23 protein-coding genes are annotated in these 19,410 nt (G+C 44.8%); 16 read left to right on the top strand and 7 right to left on the bottom strand.

Features of this window, described 5'->3' with window-relative positions; all coding sequences use genetic code 11:
* Nucleotides 1-261: 261 nt before the first annotated feature.
* From PQ469_RS25025 to PQ469_RS25015, 3 genes are all read right to left on the bottom strand, one after another.
* Nucleotides 262-597 carry an RNA recognition motif domain-containing protein gene (locus PQ469_RS25025; protein WP_274210110.1) on the bottom strand — a complete coding sequence of 112 codons (336 nt, stop codon included), beginning with the start codon at nt 595-597 and terminating at the stop codon, nt 262-264.
* Between the two features lie 89 nt (nt 598-686).
* Nucleotides 687-1,007 (bottom strand): hypothetical protein, encoded by a 321-nt coding sequence (locus PQ469_RS25020; protein WP_274210109.1) that lies wholly within the window; start codon nt 1,005-1,007, stop codon nt 687-689.
* Between the two features lie 127 nt (nt 1,008-1,134).
* Nucleotides 1,135-1,386 (bottom strand): hypothetical protein, encoded by a 252-nt coding sequence (locus tag PQ469_RS25015; RefSeq protein WP_274210108.1) that lies wholly within the window; start codon nt 1,384-1,386, stop codon nt 1,135-1,137.
* Nucleotides 1,387-1,957: 571 nt separating this feature from the next.
* Here PQ469_RS25015 and PQ469_RS25010 point away from each other — a divergent pair.
* The 16 genes from PQ469_RS25010 to PQ469_RS24935 all read left to right on the top strand — a co-directional run bounded on the left by PQ469_RS25010 (nt 1,958) and on the right by PQ469_RS24935 (nt 11,493).
* Nucleotides 1,958-3,079, top strand: coding sequence for an adenine nucleotide alpha hydrolase family protein (locus PQ469_RS25010; RefSeq protein WP_274210107.1), 1,122 nt, complete (start codon nt 1,958-1,960; stop codon nt 3,077-3,079).
* A gap of 404 nt (nt 3,080-3,483) precedes the next feature.
* On the top strand, nt 3,484-3,876 hold the full coding sequence (locus PQ469_RS25005; protein WP_274210106.1) for a single-stranded DNA-binding protein: 393 nt from the start codon (nt 3,484-3,486) through the stop codon (nt 3,874-3,876).
* Nucleotides 3,877-3,924: 48 nt separating this feature from the next.
* Nucleotides 3,925-4,986: a DUF932 domain-containing protein gene (locus PQ469_RS25000; RefSeq protein ID WP_274210105.1), complete on the top strand. Its 1,062-nt coding sequence runs from the start codon at nt 3,925-3,927 to the stop codon at nt 4,984-4,986.
* Between the two features lie 42 nt (nt 4,987-5,028).
* Nucleotides 5,029-5,271 carry an SAM domain-containing protein gene (locus tag PQ469_RS24995; protein WP_274210104.1) on the top strand — a complete coding sequence of 81 codons (243 nt, stop codon included), beginning with the start codon at nt 5,029-5,031 and terminating at the stop codon, nt 5,269-5,271.
* A 12-nt stretch (nt 5,272-5,283) separates the two neighbouring features.
* Nucleotides 5,284-5,661, top strand: coding sequence for a hypothetical protein (locus PQ469_RS24990; RefSeq protein ID WP_274210103.1), 378 nt, complete (start codon nt 5,284-5,286; stop codon nt 5,659-5,661).
* A 9-nt stretch (nt 5,662-5,670) separates the two neighbouring features.
* A complete protein-coding gene (locus PQ469_RS24985) occupies nt 5,671-6,138 on the top strand; it encodes a DUF1281 family ferredoxin-like fold protein (RefSeq protein ID WP_274210102.1) in 468 nt (155 codons plus the stop codon).
* Nucleotides 6,135-6,428 carry a hypothetical protein gene (locus PQ469_RS24980; protein ID WP_274210101.1) on the top strand — a complete coding sequence of 98 codons (294 nt, stop codon included), beginning with the start codon at nt 6,135-6,137 and terminating at the stop codon, nt 6,426-6,428. Before PQ469_RS24985 ends, PQ469_RS24980 begins: the two co-directional genes overlap by 4 nt.
* 2 nt (nt 6,429-6,430) lie before the next feature.
* A complete protein-coding gene (locus tag PQ469_RS24975) occupies nt 6,431-7,105 on the top strand; it encodes a DUF8835 domain-containing pootine (RefSeq protein WP_274210100.1) in 675 nt (224 codons plus the stop codon).
* 4 nt (nt 7,106-7,109) lie between these two features.
* Complete coding sequence (locus PQ469_RS24970; protein WP_274210099.1) at nt 7,110-7,700, top strand: PRTRC system protein E; 591 nt, start codon at nt 7,110-7,112, stop codon at nt 7,698-7,700.
* 12 nt (nt 7,701-7,712) lie between these two features.
* Nucleotides 7,713-7,931 (top strand): PRTRC system protein C, encoded by a 219-nt coding sequence (locus PQ469_RS24965; protein WP_274210098.1) that lies wholly within the window; start codon nt 7,713-7,715, stop codon nt 7,929-7,931.
* Between the two features lie 4 nt (nt 7,932-7,935).
* Nucleotides 7,936-8,109: a hypothetical protein gene (locus PQ469_RS24960; RefSeq protein ID WP_274210097.1), complete on the top strand. Its 174-nt coding sequence runs from the start codon at nt 7,936-7,938 to the stop codon at nt 8,107-8,109.
* 11 nt (nt 8,110-8,120) lie between these two features.
* The gene (locus PQ469_RS24955) at nt 8,121-9,089 is read left to right on the top strand and encodes a hypothetical protein (RefSeq protein WP_274210096.1); all 969 of its coding nucleotides are present in this window, start codon (nt 8,121-8,123) and stop codon (nt 9,087-9,089) included.
* A complete protein-coding gene (locus PQ469_RS24950) occupies nt 9,086-9,805 on the top strand; it encodes a PRTRC system protein B (protein ID WP_274210095.1) in 720 nt (239 codons plus the stop codon). The genes PQ469_RS24955 and PQ469_RS24950 overlap by 4 nt, the downstream gene beginning before the upstream one ends.
* A complete protein-coding gene (locus PQ469_RS24945) occupies nt 9,802-10,656 on the top strand; it encodes a PRTRC system ThiF family protein (RefSeq protein WP_274210094.1) in 855 nt (284 codons plus the stop codon). The genes PQ469_RS24950 and PQ469_RS24945 overlap by 4 nt, the downstream gene beginning before the upstream one ends.
* A 4-nt stretch (nt 10,657-10,660) precedes the next feature.
* Nucleotides 10,661-10,843, top strand: coding sequence for a hypothetical protein (locus PQ469_RS24940; protein ID WP_274210093.1), 183 nt, complete (start codon nt 10,661-10,663; stop codon nt 10,841-10,843).
* A gap of 137 nt (nt 10,844-10,980) precedes the next feature.
* On the top strand, nt 10,981-11,493 hold the full coding sequence (locus PQ469_RS24935; protein ID WP_274210092.1) for a hypothetical protein: 513 nt from the start codon (nt 10,981-10,983) through the stop codon (nt 11,491-11,493).
* A gap of 365 nt (nt 11,494-11,858) precedes the next feature.
* Here PQ469_RS24935 and PQ469_RS24930 read toward each other — a convergent pair whose 3' ends face one another.
* The 4 genes from PQ469_RS24930 to PQ469_RS24915 all read right to left on the bottom strand — a co-directional run bounded on the left by PQ469_RS24930 (nt 11,859) and on the right by PQ469_RS24915 (nt 19,336).
* Nucleotides 11,859-12,431: an RNA polymerase sigma factor gene (locus PQ469_RS24930; RefSeq protein WP_274210091.1), complete on the bottom strand. Its 573-nt coding sequence runs from the start codon at nt 12,429-12,431 to the stop codon at nt 11,859-11,861.
* Nucleotides 12,432-13,247: 816 nt separating this feature from the next.
* A complete protein-coding gene (locus PQ469_RS24925; RefSeq protein WP_274210090.1) occupies nt 13,248-14,399 on the bottom strand; it encodes a TlpA disulfide reductase family protein in 1,152 nt (383 codons plus the stop codon).
* Between the two features lie 18 nt (nt 14,400-14,417).
* Nucleotides 14,418-15,854, bottom strand: a complete 1,437-nt coding sequence (locus tag PQ469_RS24920; RefSeq protein ID WP_274210089.1) for a RagB/SusD family nutrient uptake outer membrane protein — start codon at nt 15,852-15,854, stop codon at nt 14,418-14,420.
* An 11-nt stretch (nt 15,855-15,865) separates the two neighbouring features.
* On the bottom strand, nt 15,866-19,336 hold the full coding sequence (locus tag PQ469_RS24915) for a TonB-dependent receptor (RefSeq protein WP_274210088.1): 3,471 nt from the start codon (nt 19,334-19,336) through the stop codon (nt 15,866-15,868).
* Nucleotides 19,337-19,410: the final 74 nt, after the last annotated feature.

Genomic DNA, 19,410 nt, shown 5'->3' with positions numbered 1-19,410 from the left:
AACCTATCCCTGGTGGCTTTACTATCAGGCATATTCGCATTCGCCCGCTTATATAACACCTCAACAAAAGCCGGCGTTTCGGCGTAGTTATGCCGGGGGTAAATGGGACAATTAGCGCCTTATGATACAACAGCTGGATGAAACCTATTGAAGTCAATTGTAGAAAATACCAATGGCATGACCCGTCAGCTAAGCGAAAAACAGCTATAAACAACAATGAACGACTATTAGCCCCTACCTGCCGATCTTAACGCGAATTTATCATGACCGCCTTGATCGCTTTGGCTTAATGGCCTGCGTCCGGTTGTCACGGGGTGGAAAGGGACGCTTTGGCGCCGTTGATTTTGCCACGGAATTTTCTTCGGCGAAACGGACGCTGATGGTTCTGTTCCCAAAAGTTGTGCCGTTTAGCGCTTCGATGGCCCGTTTAGCGCCTGTATCATCGTTCATCGTGATAAAACCATAACCCTTCGGTTCGACCGTATCCTTATCGGTTACCAGCGTAACCGTATTGACAATACCATGAATACTAAATAATTCGATCAACGCAATCTTTTGAAAATCCTTCGGGAACCCGACAATAAATAATGTAGCCATCGATTTAAATTACAGATACATTTTAAATAATTCCTGATGCCGCGATTTTCCGACCAATAACTTATCGATTATTGGAAACATAACTTTAACTAAATTATGGTGGGCTTATCGGATGTCGCAGCAGCGCGACGCCCGGCTTTATCCTTTTTCTTTTTTGCGGCTTTAAGCTTTTCGTTTTTTATTTTATCTTCGATTGAGGTCACTTCAAGGGGCGCTTCTCTTTTAAACCGTTTAATATAGATGCTTTGAATAAACTGCGGCAGAGGGGCTTTCCAGGGTTCCTGATCGTGGTTGTTCAAGGACCCGAATTTTTTCGGGTTGAGATTTAATTCGCGCGCCATTTGCACCTGCGCATCGGACAAGCCGAATTTCTTTTTTGCGATGAGCCATTGTTCGAGGTTCTTTCCCATAGCATCGTTGTCTATATTTTTATTTGCGGTTTTTTTTTCCGCCAGGTCGTTTTGCCCTTCAATTTCATAATTACCGTCACTTCATATCGTTTGATGCAGCGCTTTTTATGACGTTGGGCGGTGTGATTTAGTTAATGTTTTCCCTGCTTTTCTTGATCAATTCCAAGGCCCTGGTGTGTTTAATCACCGCATTTTGATAAAACTTCTTATTGTCATAATCTTTATCAAGTACCTCATATGAAGTAGCAATAGCTTTCAAATCCTCTTTAACGGTTTGTCGATCACAGTTTTCGATGAACTCAATAGCATCGGCGATGATCCGAAAAACAGGTAACGGCCCTAAAGTTTCTGCACTTACAAAAAGAATAAACTGCTCCATCCTTATAGCTGCTCGCGAACACGCCCACTTCTTCCGGGACAGATGAGTCATCGTTCACCGTAATGCCAAAAACTCGATCAGCACATTCAATTCAAAGAGCTTGCCTGTATAGGCCATCTATACTTCAGATTCATAAAAATCCTTTATAGACTGAACGCGAATACCCTTCGAGGCAAATAATTTTTCCATAAGCAAATATACAAGATCCGCACCAGCACAAAACACTGCACCATTCGAGCTGGCCATTTCGGCCGCCCATTGAAAAGCGCACCGGTCGATGAAATCATGGCATCCCCTTCGGACCGGGCTTTCCGCTATATCTTCTATCGAAGGATACGCTTCCAATCCCTGATGCATTTTCCTGCCTGCAAATCCCCCTTCAAAAAATAATAAAAATTCTGCATGTGCCGCAAAGTTCGGTCATGCACTTCGGAGCGGCCAAAAAATTCCGCCATAAACACAGCCCTGCGCTCACCTGCCCTTCATTTATTGCGTTGCTTTTTGGCCTTGCTCAAGCATAACCGGCTATAGCCTCCTCATTTGAAATTTTCACTATTAAAAATATGGGAGCATGAAAGCATTACAGACAAACTTATTTAAGACCATCGAGGAATTGGTCAGGCAACCCCTTATTGTAGCCTATGGTTTGGGTGTTGACAGCACAGCGGCATTGATAGAAATGTACAAAAGAGGCAACAGGCCGGACGCGATCCTGTTTGCCGACACCGGCGATGAAAAGCAGGAAACTTATAATTACCTGCCAATTATCAATGCCTGGCTATTATCAGCCGGGTTTCCGCAGGTAACGGTGGTCAGGTACCAGCCGGTAAACTTTAAGAACTGGCCCCCTTACGCGACATTGGGTGAAAACTGCCTGACTAACGGCACGCTGCCATCACTGGCCTTTGGCTTCAAAAGCTGCTCCCTGAAATGGAAGATAGTGCCGCAAAACAAATGGACGGACAGTTGGCCGATGGCGGTGGATCATTGGCGCAGCGGCGGCAAGGTTAAAAAGATGATCGGCTATGATGCCAGTCCAAAAGACAAAAAAAGATATGCGCACGCACGGGGATTGGAAGATGACAAGTATGAATACTGGTATCCATTGATCGAATGGAACATGGATAGGGAGGCTTGTAAACGGACAATCATAGCGGCGGGTTTACCGGTTCCGCCCAAATCTGCCTGCAAGTTCTGCCCCGCCACACAGCCTGAGGAACTGAAACAGCACCGGAAAGACTACCTCCGTTATATCGTGATTATGGAAGCCCGGGCAAAACCCCGCCTGGAGGGCTGCATGACAGCCGATGAATTGTTAGCGGATTACCAGGCTAAACACCTTGCATGGGAGTACCGGCTTAGTAATTCTGACAGAAAGAAACGTGAAAAACTGTTAAGGAATGAGCCCACGCTGAAAAAAGTGGGTGCAGGCTGTGCAGGCCTGTGGCGCAAGAGAACGAAAAGCAAGCCTGCCATGATGACGGAATATATCCGGGCTGAGAATTTATTACCCGCAGACGAGATCGCGCGACTACAGGAACAGGCGCCAAGGGACATTATCCATAACCAACAGGCATTTGCTGGTGGGGAGGATATATTGAACTGGCACGACTTCCTTGAAATGTTCTCCGAAGAAGATGCGCTGGATGAACTAAGGCATGATTGCATCAATTGCGGGTTGGCCGGTGATTAATTGATTTCCTGGTTATCCTTACCGGTTTACAGGCGGGGTGCCTGTCTTATTTTTTGGAGATCCTTTCACATGGCGTTTAATTACCTGTTTTCCTAATGATCAAGGTCATATCGCCTTCGGCTCCAATGGCATTTTTTTATTTAATCCATTATTATTTTAAACGAAACGGGTAAAAAGCGCAGCTAAAATCAAGCCCGGATCTGTCGTTGGGTTTGCAAAAGACTACGACATAAACGGCTGCCTCCCCAGAGGGTCCCCTCCAATTATTTCGTTTCCTTTTGCCCGGTGCCGGGCTTTACGATTTGCTTTCTTTTTTCCCTTTTTCTTTTAAAAATAATCCATCAGGCAAGGGCGACGAAAGGAAAACAACAAACAAAAATTTATTCACTAAAAAAGTAAATCGTATGCTATTCACAGGAAGACTGACCGCAAACGCCGAAGTAACAGCGGTCAAAGGGGACAAACAGGTCATCAATTTTACCGTAGCCATTAACCAAAAATGGAAAAATAAAGCGGGCGAAAAAAAGGAAAAAACCGCATTCGTTGACTGCGCTTACTGGCGCAACTCCGGCATTGCCGAGTACCTCACCAAAGGTGCCGTAGTGGAAATTTCGGGCTGGATGGAGGCGCAGGCCTACCAAACCCAAAAGGACGGGTTACGGGCAAGGCTGATCTGCACCTGCGACACCATCAAGCTGTTTTCATTAGTCACAAAAGCCAACGACCCCAGCAACACCGCAGAGGAAAAGGCAGTAACAACAGGCGCAGGAAAAGACGACGACGACCTGCCCTTCTAAGCAAACCCAATCATTAACAATTTTCAAAAGACTTAAAAAATTACCATCATGGCACATAACATCAATTTCAACGAGCAAACAGGACAACACAGTTTTTTCAGCGTAAAGCAAAAGGCATGGCACGGATTAGGGCAAATCGTACAGGACTATCCCACCAGTAAAGAAGCATTGCAGTTTGCAGGGCTTGATTATGAAGTAATCAAATCACCGCTGTTTACCCAAAGCAGGGCAATGACCGTAGGCAACGAAGGCGAACTCATTGCAGGGACGGACATTGTCGTACCCAACTACTACGCCACCATGCGCACCGATAACAATGCCATATTGGGCGTAGTGGGCAGGGATTACAGCATCGTACAGAACCGGGACGCGTTCAGCTTTTTTGACGCCATTGTCGGCGGGGACGGCATGCAGTACGAAACCGCAGGGGCTTTAGGCAACGGGGAGCGCATTTTTATTACCGCCAAACTTCCCGGCTATATCAAAGTCGGTAGCGATGATTACATCGAAAAATACCTTTTCCTGACCACTTCACATGATGGCTCGGGCAGTATCACCGCAGCATTTACCCCTGTCAGAATTGTCTGCCAGAATACTTTAGGCGCAGCACTCCGTAACAGCTCCAATACCATCAAGATACGCCACACCGCCAACGCAGAGGACAGGCTAAAGGAAGCGCACAAGGTAATGGGCATATCCAATAAAATGGCTGATGAACTGAACGGCATATTTAACCAATGGACAAAAGTACGTATCACCGATAAGGATGTAATGAAACTCATCCAACAGGCGATGGCACCAAGCAAGGAAGTTTTAAAGAGCCTGAAAACAGGAGAAGAACTTTCTACCGTGTTCAAAAACATCTGCGATAATGCCTTTATGTACGCAATGGCAAGCCCGACCCAACAGACCGAAACCACCAAAGGGACTTTGTTCGGGGCGTTCAACGCAATTACTGGCTACTTCCAAAATGTCAAGGAATACAAGGACGATGAAGCAAAAGTAAAATCCATCATAGGCGGTACTGGACAACTGCGCACACAAGCGGCATTTGATCTGTGCCTCGGCTATGCCAAAAGCGGAGCAGCAGCATTAACCCTCAACCAATAATCCAAAGGGGGAGCAATCCCCCTCATTTTAAAACAATAGCAGATGGAAACCAATAGCAACATCCCCAAATGGGTAATCGGTTCAGCGGTAACAGATTGCAAAGATGTGTACGAGTTCGCCTATAGATACCGCAAACCCGACCGATTTACCGGACGTGGCAAGGAAAACGAACAGGCAATTTTACAAAGCCACATAGACGACATCGCACGGCACGGCTATACGAGCATAGCACACCATGATAATATCGCAGGCAAAATACTCACCTATATACCCCAAACGAATTAAAGCATCAGCAAGATGAAAACATTACACACATTCAATAATGTAGAAAAGGCGAAACTATTACACGCTTTATTCCTACCCGAAATTCCCGGCTTTTTGACCTATGCACAGGAAATGTCAGCCTTTATGAAAGACCATCCCGACGAGGTGCGCAAAGTATGGAAAAACCAATTGTTCGGGATAGATTTTTGGTTTCAGCTATCTGAAGATGCCGACCGCAAAATCAAAAAGTATGGCAAGCAACTGGAGAAAAGCAGTGCGCTCTTTTCCGACCAGCTTTTTGACGGTTATGGTGCATTATTCCTACATCACTGCCTGACGAATTATACCGAACAGGACAAGCACACCGACCCGAAATTCAAAACAGCGGTAGAACTTTTTTTTAATCCTTAAAATCAAACAATGGCAAATATGTGCAGAAATATGGCGGTGTTCACAGGTGAACAAAGCCAAATAGATAAAATAGCTATGCTGTTCACCCACATGGCAATCAAAGAAAAACAGGAAGAAAAAGGACAAATGCCTGAGTTCATCACACCCGATAAGGATTGGTTCTTTAATATCGAATGGGACGGCGACCTGCTGTTTTACGATACAAGATGGACACCAAACTTCAACGCCCTCGGACAGGTAGCAGACTATTACGGAGTTGGTTTTATACTGGACTATACAGAAACGGGCAACCTGATTTACGGTCAGGCAACCTATGAAGCGGGGGAACTGCACGACATTTTCTTAGAGGCGTCCGATTTTGACCTGTACGATTATGACGAAGAAACGGACACCTACACTTTTGAAAACAACAGTTATGAGGATAACGAGCCCATACTCGAAATCCTTTTAGAGCGGAAGAAAGGGCAAGGGTTATGAAAACTTACACATTAAAAGGCAAAAACGGTAAGCCCGATATAGACTTTTCACTCGGTGACTTAATACCCGTCCGTCAAAAAAAGAAATATGATTTTAACGAGTTGGTTAACCTGATTAATTACCGGGACTATGAAGCAGTCACACCATTTCAGGATGGTGATTACAGGGAACTTTACCGCAATTACGCCAACAAAAGAAGCGACTTCTTTACCATACGGGACACAGGAATTATAGTAATTCCCGGCAACTGCATTTTTCCGACACTATTAACTGGAAATCAAATCATTTGACCATGAAAACGATAAAACTCAAACTATACAGCTTTAACGAACTGGACAAGGAAGCTAAAGGGAAAGCCCTGACCACCTACCGGGATTTGAACGTCAACTTTGATTGGTGGGACGATGAATTTGAGGACTTTGTTGAACTCTGTTCCTACATAGGGATAGCGGTTAGCAAAGACAGTATCAAATTTAGGGGTTTCTATTCGCAGGGCGATGGCAGCGGTTTCTCCGCTATGGTAGATATACCCAAACTGCTTACGGCGGTTGCTAACCAATCTTGGAAAGATTACGCCCCGATGCAGGAATTTGTATTCATAATCCCGCAGGTTGACCGCAGGGTAATGTCATTGGTCGCAAACGGCTTATTGCCAGGCGAACCCCAAATTATAGGCAGGTCACGGCAATTTGGCGTAGTAACCGATTTAGGTATCTCGGAAGTTATAAGGGATGGCAAAACACACGACAACATCTTTGAAGAACTGGACAAATTGGAAGAATGGTTACGCTCGGTTGCTGAAATCCTGAACCGTTACCTGTACAAATCCCTCGAAAATCAATACGACTTCCTAACCAGTGATACCGCCATTAAGGAAAGCATTTTAATGAATGAATACCTGTTTACCGCAGACGGCAGGTCGGCAAACCACTTAGTAGCATTAAACAAACGGACACCAAAAAATTAAAATCATGACAACGAACTTTTTTCAAAACATAGCAAGCCTTAATCTTCCCGGCACGTGGAAGTTAGTCATCCAAACCGATGCAGACGGCAATATGACCGTATCGGAACTTTTTAACGCTACCTGCGGGGATAAAGCCGTAAAGCTGATTATCCCGTACACGCTCACAGGCACAGCGCAGGATTTGGACGAGGCATTTTTTACCAAGATAACCGAGCCTGTAACCAAGACGGCTGAACTGCAAACCAATCTGGAAGCCCACCTCAAAAGCGTGGAACAGGCTAAAGCAGCTTCTAAAATGGAGCAGGATAAAAAGAACAAGGAAAAGGCACAGGCGACCGCTACCCCGAAAAAGACGGAAGATGCGGAATTGCCCGAACCGAAAATCAGCAAGGAGGACAAGAAAAAAGCCTATGATACAGCAATGGAAAATGTGACCGAACTGATAAAAAAACTCAAATTTTCCGAAGCCCTGACCGTCCTGCCAAGCGTGGAGGAACACCCCAACAAGGAAAACGAACTGAAAAAGAAACGCCAGTATTTAGAACAACAGGCGAACCTGTACGAGAAAGCACTCTTAAATTTTAACGCAGAATAAAACCCCAAAGCCATGTTAGCAACGAAATTACTACCAAGAGTTTTTGTCCACACCGAGAACGGGCAAAAGATACGCCTGACCGACCCCAACGAGGATTTCAGCCCCGAAGCGGTCTGCAACTATTACAGCAACCTGTACGCTATCCTCACCACCGCCAAAATCACAGGGCCGGAATTTGTAGATGATTGCAGGGAATATGAATTTGTGTCCACCATAGGGGTGAAAGGGTAAAACCATGAGAACAGCAAATGACAAAGGATTAATCAAAGAACGCAACCAACAGCTATGGAAACTACATCAGCAAATCGCACACTTCGCCAAAGACCTCGACAGGCTGCCCGATGCGCAGGAAGCAAGGCTCAACCGCCCGAAATCAGCACCGCAGCACCTGCTGCCAATGGTTTTTTAAGGCACAGCTTTATGCCCCTGTACAAGCCTGCACCCGATTTACCCAAAGCTTCAGGACTGGAAAGGGATTTTTTCAAATCTCTTTCCTACCTCGAAAAGCATTACGGGTTACAGCTTACGGATTACCGCTCCCTGCCATATCCCTACAATATCCTCATGGCAGAACGGGAAGCCAACCGCAAACTGAAAGCAAAAGGAAGGTATCGGGCTTTGCAAATTGTGCAGGAGGAGGATAGCCAAACATTCCTGACCGTAACGGAAACATTCAATAACGATTTCGGGCTGTACTATATCCCCGTTATGCCCATTTACGACCTGTGGCAAAATCCTGAACACGCCCATTGCGGTGAATTGCTCACCGCCGTTTGCGCCTACCTATACGCAGAAGCTGGTATAGATTATTACCGTGACGATGATACCTATATGTACCGCAACTACGAATGCTTGGAGGAATGGATCAATGAACGGGCTTTTGAAGCGGATGACGAAGAGGACTATTGCAGGCAGAAATACGATTATGATAATGCCGCATCACAGGGGGATTTTATTCAGGAGAAAATGATGGCGAGCGGTTTTCGCCACAGCCTCGACAGCCTGATAGCCAACTTTAAGGCGGCTACCGAATTTGAAAAGCAATGCCTGACCGTTGCCAAAACAACCTGGGAACTGTGGCAGTCCTTTTCCAACCAAAACCTGTATAAACATGCCAGCCTGCAAGGCTATGAACCCGAAGATTACGATGATGATTACGTGGGTATGCATGAATATTTCTCGTTTATCGGCAATGTACGGGACAGTATCAGCGACGACCTGAAAAACATGGTCAACGACGATTTTAACGAACGAACCCGTTATCAGGAACCTGAGATAGTCACCTTTTTTAACAAGCCTAAAGGTCTTTATACCGATGAACTCGCCTACGAGGAAAGGCTATTGAAACTGATAGATGATTTATGCACCCTTTTATACCATAAGCCATGAAAGAATTAACCGGAACATTTGGTAATCTATACGAGCCTGTAAAAGCCCTGCTCATCATGCAGAAAACAGGGGATGGTCACCAAAGCGATTTTTATATAGAAAGTTACGATATGGACGCAGCAGGCTGCCCCATCAACGGGCATCCCTTATCGATTGCTGAATGCAACAAATTGGCGAAAGCTTTACAGGCAAGCGAAAAGAAAGCGCAGGGATTTTTGAACCCTGCGGGACTGATGCCCAAAAATATCCTGACCATCAACAGCGGTTCATCGGGTTATGCGGTTTGGCACACGCCGCCCCAATCGGTCAAATTGTTGTTTACCGAAAACTTGGACATCTCATCGGGAATGGCGCAAATTCCCGCATTGGTTTGGAAGGCCGGAAAAAACAGCTTGCAGGTTTTTGCGGTAACTGATACCGATTTTACAGAAAACACCCCTTTATGCCATGCCCCGTTTTTTAATGTCTATCCTGACGGCAGGGTATGCATGGGAAATGTACGTATAGGCATTCCCAAAGACTGCGGACTGGAACAGTTCATGGAACGATGGCAGGACTATTTTTTTAACAGCTATTTCAGCCACCTGTTTAGCGGGCATCAGCCCGTGAGGGGCAATATCGTTCAGCTTTGGCAAAGCCTGACCGCTGGGCAAGAGCCGTTCCCAACCGATGTATTGATACCGAATAAGTTTCACCTGAAAAATTTACTAAAATGAAAACGCTAACACCCATACACATTACCGACAACTACCTCATCAATCCGACCAACCCGATTACTGTGAACATCATTGGCTGTGGCGGTACGGGCAGTCAGATGCTCACCAACCTCGCCCGTATGCAGCAGGCCATGCTTGCGCTTAACCACCCTGGCTTCATGGTTTATGCTTATGATGACGATACCGTTAGCGAGGCCAACCTCGGCAGGCAGCTTTTTGCCGAAGCGGAATTAGGCTTATCAAAAAGCGTGGTGCTTGTTAACCGGATCAACCGTTTTTTTGGTACGAATTGGAAAGCGGTTACCCGCCGCTATGATGCGGACTATGTGGAAAGCCAGTCCAACGAAGGCAAAGCCAATCTGTTTATTTCCTGCGTGGACAATGCCGTTTCCCGATTTGAAATTGCTGCCATGCTGCAAGAGTTTAGCAGCTACAATACCTACGAACGAAACCGACCCTTATACTGGATGGATTTAGGTAACAGCAAGGATACGGGGCAGGTAATTCTTTCGACCATCGGCAAACATAAGCAGCCGGAATCCAAAAAGTACGCACCAGTAGGAAATCTCCCTTTTGTTACCGAAACCTTTAAGGATTTATTGGCAACGGCAGATGCTACCGACGATACGCCAAGCTGTTCCTTAGCGGAAGCCCTGACCAAACAGGATTTGTTCATCAATTCGGCCTTAGCCACTATGGGTTCATCCCTGCTTTGGCAGCTATTCAGGGAGGGAATACTTTTCAACTGCGGCTTTTTCATGAACTTAAAGGATTTCAGGACAACGCCCATCAAAATCACTTCTCCTGTAATAAAAAATCTGAACGGAGAACAGCAATCACAAGCAGCATGATTTTATGAATATCGTGGATAAAAACGGTCAGGTGATGACCATCGAAAATTTGGATTTAGCCATCCTGCAGGCGGACGATTACCGCCAGTACAGGCATCACCACCCCTCGTTCAAAACACTGGATGAGGGATTGCAAGCCTATTGGGAAGATGTGTGCCTGAAATTGCTCAGGTTAAAAAACGAATAAAAAATCGCGCCATCCTGCCACTTGCTGCTTTCATCCGCAACAGGCAGGATGGCGTGTTGGGTAGCCAGACTTTCCTAAAAGCATGCCCTCCTACGGCCAGCTTGCTTTTCTGAAACTCTGGCAATTTCAAAACTAAAATGATGGTGAAGATTAAAGAGGGCTATGTGATGAATGCCCGTGAAAAAGCCGAATATGATAAGGTAAATGCCCTGCCACGTAAGACATCGGGTCGGGTGGATTTTTATTATAAACCACAGACCAAATACCCGCCGCGTATCTATGTGTATATGCACGCCGAAGTCTGGTGCGACCGCAACCGCCGCCCGATGGGACTGTATTACGCCATGCCGTTCTTGTCACGGCCAATGAACCGGGAGGAAATTGAATATCATCATTTCGACATACGGCTATTCTATCACCAATATGAGGATTGGGATAAGCTGATCTACGCCGAAGAACAGGAAGCGGAGCTTTTAGATCGGGAAACTCCCGGCGCAGGCACAGCATTTTTACAGCAATTGAAAGCTTTTCGTGAGCGATGCCCAATAGGCTCGCCTACGGTGAAACCCAGATCAGTTACTGGTTCATCCGAAGAAAGCGTAGTTATAGTTATTAATGACCTGGCGGCCGCTGGATTTGTTTTTTGGTAGTGAGCCTTTCGAACGGATGTCCGTTGCGACCCCCTAATCTCCCATTTTCTTTGGTAAAGCGTTAGCTGGCATCATTAAAACCGTAATGGAATTGTGGCCCGAACGACGCAGGGAAATATTTCGCCTGCGCTACTCGGAGAATTTTACACCGAAGAAAATTACCGAAATGTTATTACTATCCCTGAGTTCGATACACAGCACTTTGCAGGCCATTATAATGGGTTTAACTCCCATCCCCCGAAGATTGACACTGGTTTGTGTGCTAACCGGCCATTTGGATTTATTCCGGAATTAAATACCTGAATAAATCATGTTACCCAAAACAATCATTTTTTACACCCGTGAGGAAAATGACTAGAAGTATGTTACAATATAAAAGCGGTGAAAATCGCTGTTCCAAGTTTGGAGCGTAATACCTTCAATGAATTATTCACCTGTTTTTTTACCGTTTTTTCAGATAGGCCAAGTAATTCAGCAATTTCTTTATGCGTAAAGTTTTGCTTTCTGCTGAGTTCAAATATCTCGCGCATCCTGGGAGGAAGCGCGGCAATTTCGTTTTCGATCATCGCGTTTAATTCCTTTTCTCTAACCAAGTGATCGGTGATACAGTCATCTTGTTCAATAAATTTACCAATAGATTGAATGTATTTAGACTCAACATCCTTATGCGAAATAAAATCAAATATCTTATACCGGGCAGAAGTATATAAATAACCGGATAAGGTTGTCTTTAATGATAAATTCCGGCAATTATACCAGAGACTGCTAAATAACTCATGCACGATATCCCTTGCTTCCTCGCGATTGCGGAGTTTATTAAATACATGGATATATAATGCCCCATGAAAACGGTTATAAATTTCAGTATAGGCCAATTGATCGCCTGATTGGAGCAATTCGGCCAGTTCAAAGTCACTATACGATTTATAATCAACCATTATCGGGGAAAATCCAACTATAAAGATACAGAATTGTTGCTATTTTCACTAAGATCGGCTTAATCCTGAAAATCTGAATTAAGTTCAAAAAAGGCATTCGTGTCTTTTTGATTCAATGCTGCGATTGAACCGGGATTCGTATGGTGAAGGATGGAGAATTATAGGAAGCGTACGTGTCCCAAAAATTAGAGGAATTATACTTAATAATTAAAACCCCGATAAAATCGGATGATGGGATTATCTTTTCGCCATCATCCAATAAGACCCTCTATCTGTTGAAAAAAAAGAAACAGCTTGCTTGTCCAGTTTGATGAGTAACTGCCGCTTGCTGTTTCTCCTGAATTATAAAATGAAAACCTAAACCACGGAAGTGTTATTATATCATTTTCCTTTAAATCACCGGTTTCTTTTCCCTGTTATCATCATTTAATAATTTAATTGACGGTTTTTTTCGACTGGGGCGGGAATTGACGGAGATTTCAGATCTGATAATGAGACCGAAGCTGGTACCACCCCTTGCATAGGCGGATACTAATTTCAGCTTTTGTATAAAAATGGCTTCGTTTTCGTAAAGGAGCACATCCGGGTAGCTTATCACCCGGCGCGGCCGAAGCCGGCCCCCTGTCTAAAAACAGGAGTCCGGCATGATGACCGAACCCTTCCAACCCCGGTAAAAAATACCGGGTGAAGGAAGAGCAATTGTATTTTCATTATTTTTCATCGACTGGTTTATTAATTTCTGGTATTATAAAATAATCAATTTCAACAGGTTACCGGTTTTTTTCGGAGATCAGAGCAAAACTAAAGTCTTCCGGTTTATTTATTAAAAATCTCAGCAAGCTTTTTGCTCAAACCATCGCCATGCAGGTCCTTGCCGATTATTGTACCATCGGGCCCAATTAAAAAATTTTGAGGAATGGCTTTTACCGCATACAGTTGAGCCGCTTCATTCTTCCATCCTTTCAGATCGGAAACCTGTGTCCATTCCAGGTGATCGTCATGGACGGCTTTGACCCATTTATCTTTGGCATTAGGCTGATCCAGTGATACCCCCAACACTGTAAACCCTTTATCTTTATAGGCATTAAAATTCTTTACGACATTGGGATTCTCTGCCCTGCACGGGCCGCACCAGCTTGCCCAAAAGTCAAGCAATACATATTTCCCCTTATAATCATGAAGGGAAACTGCTCTCCCTGAAGTATCCGTTTGGGTAAAATCGGGGGCAATGGCACCAATCGCTGTTCTTTTCATTCTGGCAATTTCTGCACCATACTCTGTTCCCATTTTGGAGGAGCGTACACTTACCGAAAGGGTGTTAAATACAGGTTCCACCTGTGCAACATCAGGTACGGCGCCGGCGTAGATTTTTAACGCAAAAAGGCTGACTAACGAATTAGGGTTACCTTTAATAAATTCAAGATAAACCGCTTTTTGCTCCTGTCGGAGGGCGCTGCTCTTTTTATCAATAGCCTCGCTGAACTCTTTTGATTTTCTTTGTTCCTCCGATGCTGCCTGGTATTCCTTTTCCAGTGCAGCGGTTTTGGCGGTGGATGGCGTCAATGCTTGTATCAGTTTTGCATTATCCGTGTTTAAAAGGCCTCCGGCAATGCGTGCCTTATCCAGCAGTCCAGGGCTTGTTACATGGATCAACCCCTTTTCAAGATATAAAGAGGTATAGCTGATTTCAGGGATATTGATACCGGTACCCTTTTTGTTGATGATCAAATAGGCGCTTTCGGGTTGATCTATCTTTCCTTTAAAGCTGAAACTTCCATTTTTTATGGCGGTTGAATCGGTTTGATTACTCCCCGCAATGCTGCGCATTAAATACGCTTTTGCCGTGGCAGGTAATGCCCCTACTTTTCCTTTTACTGTATAGGTGAAGGTTTGCGCCCGCAGGATGGCCGGTGCCATGAATATGGCCGCGGCGATGAATAAACGATAATTTCTGAAGATATTTTTCATATTTTTAATGGTTATAGTTTAATAAGAGTAGCCTGGGTTTTGTGGCCCGATAGTCGGGTTCGATTGATATTCTGAAGATGGAATAGGAAGAATATATTGCGCAGTTGAAGTAATGGTAGGCTTCAGTTGGGTTACGGTAGCCAGCGGAAATCGCAGCATCGCCATCCAGTCAGCACCGTCTTCGCCTACCAGATTTCTCGAAATTTCATCATAATTCTGCAAGAGCAGCGCATCCGCTGTTGACGCATTGTCAACCGCAGAAAAATCAGTGACACCGGCTTTGGCCATGACCGTCTTGATCAGCGCTTTGGCCGTGCTCAGGCTGCCGCCCGACCTAATCGTGGCTTCCGCCTCCAATAAGTATACTTCGGATAAACGGAAGGCATAAGCTGTTTCTGATACCTGGGTAGGCACCGTAGCATAAGCAATATACTTGGTGAAATAATAGGTATTGGGGCTGTAAGCATTGTATCTACTCGCCGGCCCAACCATCCATGATCCCCGCGGATCATTTTGAAGTAAATCCTTTAATGCCTGTTTGGCAACCCAAAGGCCACTGCCCCCCGGGTAATATTGATAGCTGAGATTATAGTAAAAAGTTTCCTGGCCGGTATTGGGTTTGATACCCAATATCACCTCTGAACTGGCTAAACCTTTCGTGTAAAATATATCCTTCAGGTTATTTTCCAATGCATAAATGTTCGATTGCTTTATATTTTCAGCTAAAGTGATGACCTGAGCGTAATCGCCCTGTTGTCCCCGGCTCATTAACACGCGCATCTTTAAAGCCATAGCGGCCCACTTAGTTGCATAGTAGTTAGGGTTGCTTGACGGTGCGTTAGCAATGGCGAAATCACAGTCGGTAATGATGAAGTCATAACTGGACCTCACATCACTCCTGGCCTTAACAATATTGCTCAAGGTCGAAGGAGCGTCCCTGATCAGGATACCATATTTGCTCGAAATATCATACCATTGGGCAAAGTAACTTAACAGCCGGTAGTTGGTGTAAGCCCTTAGGAAACGGGCTTCACCAAGCATCTCGTTCTTCCTGTTCCCTGTAAATGCATTATCAGCAAGAGCCGTTATCCCGCTTATCGTACCGTTGGTTGCTTCAACCAGTTTATAACAATCATCCCAGATCCCCTGGCTAAAAGTGCTGGCTTGATTGCTATTGGATTCATCCTGCATAACTCCAAACCCATAGCCTAAGTAACCGGTAAAAACACTTCCCGTAACTTCATGAAAAGACCAATTGGTAAAATTGCTGCTGTTTGCGTTAGCTAAGCGGAAATAGGCGCCATTTAAAACGATTTGAGCTTTGCTTTGACTGGTTACGGCGTTGATGTCAACTACCTCATTTCTTGGCGGAGCGCTAAGCTCCTTATTGCACGAGCATAGTATCAATGATGCGACACTCGCTAAAATTCCTTTAATAAGTTTTCTATTGAACATAAGTTTAATTTTTAAAAGCCCACCCTTAATCCAAAACTGTATTGACGCACTGTCGGATATGATGCGTCGTCGGTATATCCACCGATCAGGCTGTACGGATTATTACTAACCTCCGGATCCGGACCCGGATACTTGGTGAGGATCAGCAAATTGTTACCTGCCACATACACAAAAGCGTTATGAATATGCAGTTTATCCGTAAAGCTTTGAGGCAGTTGGTAACTGAATGTTAACGACTTTAGTTTGAGGTAGGAAGCGCTGAATACATCCAAGGTGGAAACCGCGTCTGATTGTGCTATTTGGGATACGCCAAGCACCATTCTCGGGTTATTCGAAGTCGTATTGGAGGCACTGTAATGATCTAAGATACTCAGGTCGTGATTGGTTTGATCGCCCAGTCCGATATTATTTATTCTTGGCTGATACAGCAAATCTCCCCCGTAGGAGAAGGTCAACAGGGTCATCAGGCTAAAACGCTTATAAGTAAAGGTATTCGTAAAGCCGCCGAAGAACTTTGGCTCTGCATGTCCGATTACCATCCGTTGTTCGAATCCCTTATAATTTCCATCAGTAAACAACTGATATTTGGCATCTCCTATCCCCAGGTATGGCCGTAAACCGTATTGAGACAAAAGATCAATCTTTTTATACTCGTCTACTTCCGCCTGGGTCCTCAATACGCCAAGATATTTAACGCCGTAGATCAATCCCACCGGTTGACCGACCGTTAAGATAGAATTACCGAGGAATAGCGAATTTCCAACAGGATCGGTTGTCTGCGGAATTCCTAACGGGTCCGAAACGCTCTGGTTAAGCCGGAGTACCTTGGACCGGTTGGCTGATATATTGAGGGCGGCGTTCCACTGAAAATCCTTCCCTTTCAGAATGTCGCCGCGCAGATCAATTTCGATCCCGCGGTTTCTGATCGTTGCGAAATTTTCAAGGACAGAAGAAAAACCGGAACTTGTAGCAACAGGAAGTGCCATCAGCAGATCTGTCGACCGTTTCTCATAATACCCGATTGAACCCTGCAGCCTTGACCCAAACATCGCAAAATCAAGGCCCGCATCTTTTTGCAACGTGGTCTCCCACTTAATTTTGTCATTGCCCAGCTGTGACGCGATCAGGGAATTGGCACCAGCATAGCTGCCTGGGGTATAGAGCGTATAAAAGAGATTATCCCCTATATTCTGGGTTCCGGTATACCCGGCACTGATACGAAGTTTTAACAGATTGAGCCACGATACATTTTTTAAAAAACGCTCTTCGTTCAGCAACCAGGCCAGGCCAGCTGATGGAAAATACCCCACCCGGTTATTCACCGGGAATTTGGAAGAAGCGTCCGACCTTCCCGTAACAGTTAAAAGATATTTCTCCTGGTAAGCATAATTTGCACGCAGGTAAAAACTTAGCAAGGAATTTTGATTATTGACCTGTTGTGGGGGCAGGGGGAGTGCAGCCGAAGATAAGCCTGTAAGCAAATCATTATCAGGAAATCCTTCACCGGATGCAGAAAATGAATTGCTTTTCGACTTTTGCCAGGAGGTTCCTCCCAATAAGGTGATCCGGTTGTCGTTGTTAAATTGTTTGTCCCAGGTTAACGTATTTTCGTAAAAGACATTGGTCTGCTGCGTCTGTCCCTGTGTAGCGATGCCGCCATTGGAACTCGTATTCGTTCCCGAAATATAAACGGTACTGGGAACGTAATTTTGCTGGTGGTAATTGGTGTAATTAACCGAAGCGGTACTTTTAAACTTCAGTGTGTTTGTGATACTATATTCTAATGATAGCGAACCTAACAGCAAATCTGTATTGGAATAGTTCTTGCCCTGAAGCAGGTTAAAAGGATTCTGGACACCAGAATAGATACTGCTTCCGAAACTGGTTGGAACAAATATCTTTGGCGTTCCATCGGCATTGAACGGTGTTAAAATGGGAGGCGCCAATAAAGCAGACGTATATATCCCATTGGTGATATTATTTTGCGTGAAACCATAATCCAAATTCGTAATCAAACGTAAACGATCCGTAATTTCGTTGTCGAGATTTACTTTGCCCGCGATTCGGCTAAAATCGGTGCCCAGTAAATTTCCTGTCTGATGATTGTAGGATAACGATGTATAGTAGCGGGATCCGGTTCCACCACCGCGAACACTGACATCAGCGTTTTGAGTAACACCTGTTCGGGTAACTAAACCGATCCAGTTGGTATTTGCCGTTCCAAAATAAGTAGGGGACTGTAAAATAGAATCAGCAATTGGATTTGAACTCCTGCCCAAATCAGCCAGCGCCTTATTTAAATTGGTGGCCCCTTCTTTTAGCAATGCTGCATATTGACTGGCATTCAGGACTTTTTGGGTCCTGGCAGTACTGTACGCTTGAAAATAATTCGCTTCCAGCGTGGGCTTTTGATTCTTTAAACCCTTTTTGGTTGTGATAATTACTACACCGTTGGCTGCTTTTGAACCGAATATAGCCGTCGCAGAGGCATCTTTAAGGATATCAATGGATTCAATATCATTAATGTTTAACCCCGCCAGGGTATTGAGGCCACGGGAAAATGACGAACCCACCGATGTACTTCCTGAAGGGTCGTTCGTTAGGTTTTCAACGGGGTTTGTGATATCCGCCCCGGCTTGAATATACCTGTTTGTGATCGTCATTTGTACGCCATCAATAACATAAAGCGGATCGTTTCCCCCGATCAGTGAGGCACCGCCGCGAATACGGATTTTGGCCATACCTCCCGGTGATCCGTCCCCCTGTACAACCTGAACGCCTGATGCCTGACCGGACAGCGCCTGATCAATGGTTGCAAACGGTGTGTTTTTAATATTATCCATTTTTACCGAGGATACCGCACCGGTTAGATCTTTCCTTTTAGAGGAGCCATAGCCCACCATAACGACCTCATTGAGAACATTGGCCGTTTGCTTTAACACAACTGAAAGTACATTGCCCTTGATTTGTGATATTTTAAAACGCTGGGTTCCATACCCAATAAAACTAAATTGCACTTCAGCATCTTTATCCAGGTTTCGCAAAGCAAAGCGCCCTGAACTATCTGTCGCGGTTTGGGTTCGGGAACCCAGCACCGTTACGGTAACCCCGGCCATTGGCTTTCCGTTTTCGTCAGTTACTGTTCCGCTTATTGAAGATGTTTCGGATCTTATCCTGTCTGACGTTTGAGGAGGCACTTTGACAACAACGGTTTTACTGCTAATGATATAAGTCAGTGGTTGCCCTTTGAAAATTTGATCCAGTACGTCATCAATTTTACCGGAATTTACATGAATGGTTACCGGTTTCGTATCTCTCAGATCGCCTTCAGCATAAATAAAATTATACCCGGTTTGGGCCTTGATCTCTTTGAATAATTTTTTGAGCGGAACGTTATTATACGAAAGGTTGATGTTTTGCGCTTTGATTTCAGCGCTGGCCTGCATTAATGTTATTAAAATAAGGAAAGTAGTTATTTTCATTATTAATAAATACTTCTTGGGCCGCCATAAAATTGACGTGCCTGTGTGAAAATGAGATATTTTCATACTTTTGT

This window comes from Mucilaginibacter sp. KACC 22773, from assembly GCF_028736215.1.
GTDB lineage: Bacteria > Bacteroidota > Bacteroidia > Sphingobacteriales > Sphingobacteriaceae > Mucilaginibacter.
Note: the sequence above shows the minus strand (reverse complement) of the source record. Positions and strands in the feature narration are given on the sequence as shown.

Bases quoted from the DNA above. Each gene is read 5' to 3' on its own strand.
- PQ469_RS24970 (WP_274210099.1), top strand. From the start codon at position 7,110: ATGACAACGAACTTTTTTCAAAACATAGCAAGCCTTAATCTTCCCGGC.
- PQ469_RS24985 (WP_274210102.1), top strand. From the start codon at position 5,671: ATGGCAAATATGTGCAGAAATATGGCGGTGTTCACAGGTGAACAAAGC.
- PQ469_RS25000 (WP_274210105.1), top strand. From the start codon at position 3,925: ATGGCACATAACATCAATTTCAACGAGCAAACAGGACAACACAGTTTT.
- PQ469_RS24995 (WP_274210104.1), top strand. From the start codon at position 5,029: ATGGAAACCAATAGCAACATCCCCAAATGGGTAATCGGTTCAGCGGTA.
- PQ469_RS24990 (WP_274210103.1), top strand. From the start codon at position 5,284: ATGAAAACATTACACACATTCAATAATGTAGAAAAGGCGAAACTATTA.
- PQ469_RS25005 (WP_274210106.1), top strand. From the start codon at position 3,484: ATGCTATTCACAGGAAGACTGACCGCAAACGCCGAAGTAACAGCGGTC.
- PQ469_RS24915 (WP_274210088.1), bottom strand. From the start codon at position 19,336: ATGAAAATAACTACTTTCCTTATTTTAATAACATTAATGCAGGCCAGC.
- PQ469_RS25020 (WP_274210109.1), bottom strand. From the start codon at position 1,007: ATGGGAAAGAACCTCGAACAATGGCTCATCGCAAAAAAGAAATTCGGC.
- PQ469_RS24955 (WP_274210096.1), top strand. From the start codon at position 8,121: ATGCCCCTGTACAAGCCTGCACCCGATTTACCCAAAGCTTCAGGACTG.
- PQ469_RS25025 (WP_274210110.1), bottom strand. From the start codon at position 597: ATGGCTACATTATTTATTGTCGGGTTCCCGAAGGATTTTCAAAAGATT.
- PQ469_RS24935 (WP_274210092.1), top strand. From the start codon at position 10,981: ATGATGGTGAAGATTAAAGAGGGCTATGTGATGAATGCCCGTGAAAAA.
- PQ469_RS24940 (WP_274210093.1), top strand. From the start codon at position 10,661: ATGAATATCGTGGATAAAAACGGTCAGGTGATGACCATCGAAAATTTG.
- PQ469_RS24950 (WP_274210095.1), top strand. From the start codon at position 9,086: ATGAAAGAATTAACCGGAACATTTGGTAATCTATACGAGCCTGTAAAA.
- PQ469_RS24965 (WP_274210098.1), top strand. From the start codon at position 7,713: ATGTTAGCAACGAAATTACTACCAAGAGTTTTTGTCCACACCGAGAAC.
- PQ469_RS24945 (WP_274210094.1), top strand. From the start codon at position 9,802: ATGAAAACGCTAACACCCATACACATTACCGACAACTACCTCATCAAT.
- PQ469_RS24975 (WP_274210100.1), top strand. From the start codon at position 6,431: ATGAAAACGATAAAACTCAAACTATACAGCTTTAACGAACTGGACAAG.
- PQ469_RS25010 (WP_274210107.1), top strand. From the start codon at position 1,958: ATGAAAGCATTACAGACAAACTTATTTAAGACCATCGAGGAATTGGTC.
- PQ469_RS24980 (WP_274210101.1), top strand. From the start codon at position 6,135: ATGAAAACTTACACATTAAAAGGCAAAAACGGTAAGCCCGATATAGAC.
- PQ469_RS25015 (WP_274210108.1), bottom strand. From the start codon at position 1,386: ATGGAGCAGTTTATTCTTTTTGTAAGTGCAGAAACTTTAGGGCCGTTA.
- PQ469_RS24920 (WP_274210089.1), bottom strand. From the start codon at position 15,854: ATGTTCAATAGAAAACTTATTAAAGGAATTTTAGCGAGTGTCGCATCA.
- PQ469_RS24925 (WP_274210090.1), bottom strand. From the start codon at position 14,399: ATGAAAAATATCTTCAGAAATTATCGTTTATTCATCGCCGCGGCCATA.
- PQ469_RS24930 (WP_274210091.1), bottom strand. From the start codon at position 12,431: ATGGTTGATTATAAATCGTATAGTGACTTTGAACTGGCCGAATTGCTC.
- PQ469_RS24960 (WP_274210097.1), top strand. From the start codon at position 7,936: ATGAGAACAGCAAATGACAAAGGATTAATCAAAGAACGCAACCAACAG.